This is a genomic window from Sulfitobacter sp. CW3 (genome assembly GCF_019392245.1).
Classification (GTDB): Bacteria; Pseudomonadota; Alphaproteobacteria; order Rhodobacterales; family Rhodobacteraceae; genus Sulfitobacter.
This window is the reverse complement of the sequence record NZ_JAHXRL010000341.1, coordinates 1-261: the sequence shown is the minus strand read 5'-3', so window position 1 is coordinate 261 and position 261 is coordinate 1. Positions and strand designations below refer to the sequence as shown.

The 261-nt window shown below is 65.5% G+C and carries 1 protein-coding gene; it reads left to right on the top strand.

Annotation, left to right across the window (positions count from 1 at the left end; translation table 11 throughout):
- On the top strand, window positions 1–261 hold a 261-nt coding region (locus KZZ06_RS21340), incomplete at both ends, for a transposase (protein ID WP_219581937.1).

The window sequence follows — 261 nt, the reverse complement described above, 5'->3', positions numbered from 1 at the left end:
CCGTCTTTGTCGAGAAGTACGGGGCCAAGTACCCCCGCGCCGCCGCCTGCCTGACCAAGGATCGTGACAGGCTGTTGGCGTTCTACGACTTCCCGGCCGAGCACTGGGATCACCTGCGCAGCTCGAACCCGATCGAGAGCGTGTTCGCTACGGTGCGGCATCGGACAGCGCGGACCAAAGGGGCGCTCTCGGCCACGACCGCCAAGCTGATGGTGTTCAAGCTGGTGATGGCGGCGTCGAAAACCTGGCGCCGGCTGAAGG